2 protein-coding genes are annotated in these 5,351 nt (G+C 47.7%); one reads left to right on the forward strand and one right to left on the reverse strand.

Annotation, left to right across the window (positions count from 1 at the left end; translation table 11 throughout):
* The first annotated feature begins 230 nt into the window (after nt 1-230).
* The gene (locus tag Q5691_RS27225) at nt 231-1,121 is read left to right on the forward strand and encodes an XDD3 family exosortase-dependent surface protein (protein WP_333348333.1); all 891 of its coding nucleotides are present in this window, start codon (nt 231-233) and stop codon (nt 1,119-1,121) included.
* A gap of 297 nt (nt 1,122-1,418) precedes the next feature.
* On the opposite strand, the gene Q5691_RS27230 is transcribed toward Q5691_RS27225, so the two are convergent.
* The coding region (locus Q5691_RS27230) for an FG-GAP-like repeat-containing protein (protein ID WP_333348335.1) at nt 1,419-5,351 on the reverse strand (3,933 nt) is incomplete at its 5' end.

Genomic DNA, 5,351 nt, shown 5'->3' on the forward strand with positions numbered 1-5,351 from the left:
TGACGAGGGGGATCCCTGTGTATTTTGTTTTTTTTGTCAAGTACAATTTATACCAAATTAGATGAGCTTACCCTGGTGTTTTAAGCAATCTATTTAATATGATGCAATTGCCCGACCAAACCTTTAGCAAAACTTTAAGAAATTCGGCCCGAAGGTATGATTTACTGAAAATTAAAAACAGTTGAACGATCATACTGGACAATTTAACAATGATTCCCAGGGAGCATTTTATGAAATCCATTGCTAAAAACAGCATCCACTGGACTTACTCAGTAGCTATTTTCTGTGCCCTTTTCGCACTACAGCAACAAAAAGCTACAGCAGCAACGCTATCTAACGGCTGGAATTATGCGATCGATTCCTTCAACGACGGCGTGACAGGGCCCCAAATCGGCGGCGGGGAATTTGAATTTTACGGCATCGCCATCAAAGAAACATCAGATACAGCTTTCATCGCCATCAATTCTAATCTAAGTTTAGCAGGATATGCCGACCCACTAGCTCAAAGAGGCAACATCAACTACGGCGATTTATTCTTCAATTTTTCCGGTCAAAATTTCAATACAGCTAACGCAAACGGCAGCTTGTTTGGTATCCGCTTTGCCGCCGGAAATGACTCCGGCGTGGCGACAACAGGCGTTTACAGAAATGTTACAGCGAAAAACGTCACCCAAACTAACTCTGGCTTTAGCAATTTAACTCAATTCAATACGGTAGTTGCATCTCAAGGCGGAACCCCATCAATGGGCGATTTAGCGGCCACCGACCCCTATTTTCAACAAACAGGAAACTCGACTATTCTCAACTCAATAGCTACGGGGACAAAAGTAGGAGAAATCAATTTTTTAACACCAGCGACTTTGAGTGTCCTCGGTCTTGATTTCGCTCAGTTTAATGCAGTAGGTTCTCAAACAATTGGATTCAGTTTCAATAAATCCTCAATGCCTTCGGGGAACTATATTGCTAACTTTTTTGCCGAGTGCGCTAACGATGCGATCGCCATTAAAGGCTCTTTTGAAAAAGAATCTGCTGAAGCCGTACCCGAACCTTCTACTATCTTCGGTACTTTAGCCGGATTTTGCATTCTAGGTATTGGTGCAGCGGTAAGGATTCAGGTCTAAAAAGTTGCGGCTCCAACGCTTGTCTGGCAAGGATTTTAGGGCAAAATAAGGGTTTTTGTCTTTCGTGATTAATTGTCAATAAACGAGGAGAAGTGACAGTTTTTCGTGGTTTATTGAGAATAGAGATTGATTTAGTATCAAGCTCCATATCTAAAGTCTTTGCCCAGCAAGGAGTTCAGTTACCTGAATCCTTACGTGCAGCGAAACGCAAAATTCAGCACAAGAGTAACTGAAATGGATTTTAGATCGATCCCGTAGGGACACGGCAATGCCGTGTCCTGCACTTCATAAACTCCTCTAAGCTAGATTGAAATTGGCAGCATTAATCAGGCTGGCAGACACCCCATTCAGAGAGACTAAAATTTCACCTGTTGCTGACAAACGGATGAAAGTTGAACTGTTTTCTTGAGTAATTGACAGTTGGGAGAAAGTGAGATTGTTGGCGAGTATTAGCAAATCTTGGCCATCCTCAAAATCCAAGATAGTATCGATGCCAGAATTAGCAGATAGCAAGAATTTATCATTGCCATCACCTCCCGTCAAAATATCACTTCCCAAACCGCCAATCAGCAAATCATCACCCTTACCTCCCAGCAGAATATCATTACCATCTCCACCATTCAAAACGTCAGCACCGCGGCTGCCAAACAAGGCATCATCACCGCTACCTCCCAGCATAATATCATTACCTTTGCCGCCGAAAAGAGAGTCATTTCCCAGGCTACCGTCGAGGTAATCATTGCCCCTCATGCCCATCAAAGCATCATTGGCGCTCCCGCCAGTCAGGATATCGTCGCCGTTTGTACCGAGAATGCGATCGGGGGAATTGCTGCCCAAATCCGCATCACCGGTGACAACAGGAGTCGCAATCCCACCAGGTAATGTCACAGCTTGAATTTTGGTATCTAAAGCAGCACCAGTATTCTCAGTAACTACCAGGGAAATTGTCTTAGTTCCCGCAGTTACTTCCTTTAAGTCTTGAGTAGTGGCGCCCAAAGCTACTTGTTGGACGCGGGCGACTGCTTCAGGAATTGATGTTGTTGTACTGGAGACAGCGGCATCAATACGTTGATTTGCTGTTGCCATTACTGTCGCAGCTTGCGAGGTAGTTTGAGTGAATTTTTGACTGTTGAAACTGGGGTCAATTTGCTTGATTTTAGCGGCAGATTGCTGAATTATTGGTTCTAAATCTGTTGCATTGCTGAGGTTTAAAGCTTTACCGGATTGAACTTGACTCGTAATTGAGCTGACAACAGCCTTGACAATATCCTTAGTTGCTGCACTGGAAGCACCGTCAATCAAAGCAGCAGTTTGAGTGATGAAGTTTTGGACTTTCACCATTGCAGATAAAGTTGCGATACCGCCCGGTTGGTTGTTGTTGGTGGCGTCGATCGGGTCTAAGCTAGTCAGGTCAATATTAGTGGGGATGGAAAGGGCAGTTTTGACTAAAAATTGTGCTTCGGCTGGTCTAACTCCTTTGTCGATCAAGTCGGCAACTAAGGTGGTTAAGAGGGTAACAACAGTAGCATCTGGTGGTGCGGTGACTGGTGTTTCTAGGGGTAAACCTGTGGCGGTGTCAGTGCCTCCTGTGGCAACTAAATTGCCTTCTTCTGAATCAATTTCCCCGTTTTGATTTTTGTCGAAAATGTCCGAGGCGAGATTCAGATCGAATTCACCATTAGGGCCAGTTATGGCAGACGGTTCATTAGGATCGAGTATGCCGTTTTTGTTGGCATCTAAGAAGATAGTAGAACCAGCAATGTAAGAGTCAATTACAAAACCGCCGAAATTATAACTCTTGAACCGGACGATTTCGCTAACACTAGCACCTGATGAATCCGTTCCCGTTACCTTCAGCCAGTAGTTAAAATTCTTCGGGCGAGTTTCGCCTATCTTAATAGTGCGAGTTTCGGGATTGAAAGTTAACCATGAGGGGAGAGGAATTTCAGGAAAACTTGACTTATCGATTAGTTTCCGATAGCCACGGCCGTTGAGATCGCTTTCCCAACGGTACGCAGACGAATTCACAGCATTGAAATCTGCCAGACAGATCGTATAGTTAATGCGATCGCCCGGATCGGGGTCAGTATCGGTATTTGCAGCGAAGGTCAACTCATTGGCAGTTTTAGAACTTCCTTGCGACAAGACAGAACGATTTACCAATGGCGGGCGGTTGCTATCCGTTGGCGGCGGCGTTGGCGTCGGCGTTGGTGGTGTGGGCGTTGGTGTTTGCGTTGGTGGTATGGGCGTTGGTGTCGGCGTCGGGGGTGGCGTCGGTGTCGGAGTTGGGGGTGGCGTCGGTGTCGGAGTTGGGGGTGGCGTCGGTGTCGGAGTCGGGGGTGGCGGCGGTGTCGGAGTCGGGGGTGGCGGCGGTGTCGGAGTCGGGGGTGGCGTCGGCGTCGGAGTCGGGGGTGCCGGCGGTGTCGGCGTCGGAGTTGGCGTCGGCGTCGGAGTCGGCGGTTCTAGTGTCGGCTGTTCTAGTGTTGGGGGTAGCGTTGGTGTCGGAGTTGGGGGTGCCGGCGGTGTCGGAGTCGGGGGTGCCGGCGGTGTCGGAGTCGGGGGTGGCGGCGGTGTCGGAGTCGGTGTTGGTGGCGGCGGTGTCGGAGTCGGGGGTGGCGGCGGTGTCGGTGCAGTGTAGTTAATAATAGTTGTGGTAGCGGTATCAGCGGTAATTATTGGTGTTACCGCTGCGACGCCTGTGGGCTCTGACAGGGTGACGGTAATAGTTTCATCGGGTTCAACCGTGGTGTCGCCTAACACATCCAGAGTGATGGTTTTTGATGTTTCACCCGTCGCAAAATTAATCGTGCCAGTAGCAGTTTTTGCCCCAGAAGTGCCGCCGATATTGTTATAATCGCTGCCGTTGGTAGCTGTTCCTGCTATTGCATATTTGACGCTACTTGCCCCGCTAGTGTCGTTGCTGCGAGTAACAGTGAAAGTTAGAGGTTTTTTGCCGCTATTGCCTTCGTCAATGCTGGCAGTACCGGCGGCAATGGCATAAGCAACAGAAACCTGGTCGGAAATAGTTAGAGTTGTTGTTTTTGTGAAACCCGCAATGCCATTGGTAATTGTGCCCAAGTTGAAAATTGCGGTTTCGGGGTTCTCAGAGATACTGTCAGGCTTGATAGTAACTGCAATATTTTTGGTGAGGGCGGCACCTGTTGAACCTGCGGGGAAGGTAATCGAAGTAGGGGAAAAGGTGTAGTCTGAATTTTGGGTGGCTGTGCTAGTGGGGTCGAGGAGAATTGGCACAACTACATCGTTTAAGGGAGTGCCACCGGTGATGATGACGGGAATATCAACTACTGTGTCTGTTGTTCCTTCCACACCCTTGTAAGTGGCCGCACCGAAATTAACTGTATTCGATGTATTCAGCAGAACCGAGACATTGTTAGAAGTGCCGTTCGTAGTAGCTAAATCCAACTTGGTGTCAGCATTAAAATCTGCCGCAACTATACGATTTCCCCCGAAAGTCTCCAGGTTAGTAAAGTTGCTGAGATTAGCAAATTTACCCGTACCATCTCCTAACAAGACTGAAACCTTGTTCCCGCCGGTAGGCATGGCTAAATCGAGTTTGCCGTCGCCGTTCAAGTCGCCTGCAACCAGAGAAAAGACACGACTTGCGACAGCAAAGTTGGTAGCATTACCAAAATTACCCGTACCATCTCCCAAGAAGACTGAGACATTCTCAGAAATGTCGTTACTTGCGGCGAGATCGAGTTTGCCATCACCATTAAAGTCGCCTGTGGCGACAAAGTGATTCTCTCTCTGACCAAAATTCCCCGCGCTAAGGTTAACGGGGGCATTAAAGTTGCCCTTACCATCTCCTAATAAAACGGAGATGTTGTCAGTCACTTCACTGTTCGACGTGACTAAATCGAGTTTGCCGTCGCCGTTAAAGTCGGCTGTGGCAACAGTAAACTTTGGTTTGTTTGTATTAAGTGGAACGGGAGGACCAAAGCTACCAGTACCAGATCCGAAAAGTATTGAAATTGTTGAATCGTTGCTGCTAAACCTCGGGGCTGTGGCTAAATCTAACTTGCCATCTCCGTTGAAGTCGCCGGCTGCGATCGACCTATGCAACACGTTTAAAGCGAAGTTGGTAGGATTACCAAAACTCCCAGTACCTGTGCCCAGCCGGATGGAAACGAAACGGGAGCATCCCGGTTTTGTAAAAGTGCTATCCAGAGAGGATAATAGGTAGAGCGTCAACAGAAGCGTGAACTGCAT

Origin of the sequence: Microcoleus sp. w1-18aA5 (genome assembly GCF_036701705.1) — a bacterium.
Taxonomy (GTDB): domain Bacteria; phylum Cyanobacteriota; class Cyanobacteriia; order Cyanobacteriales; family Microcoleaceae; genus Microcoleus.

What these genes read in the sequence shown, in the direction of transcription:
- Q5691_RS27225 (WP_333348333.1), top strand. Translation starts at nt 231, where the DNA reads ATGAAATCCATTGCTAAAAACAGCATCCACTGGACTTACTCAGTAGCT.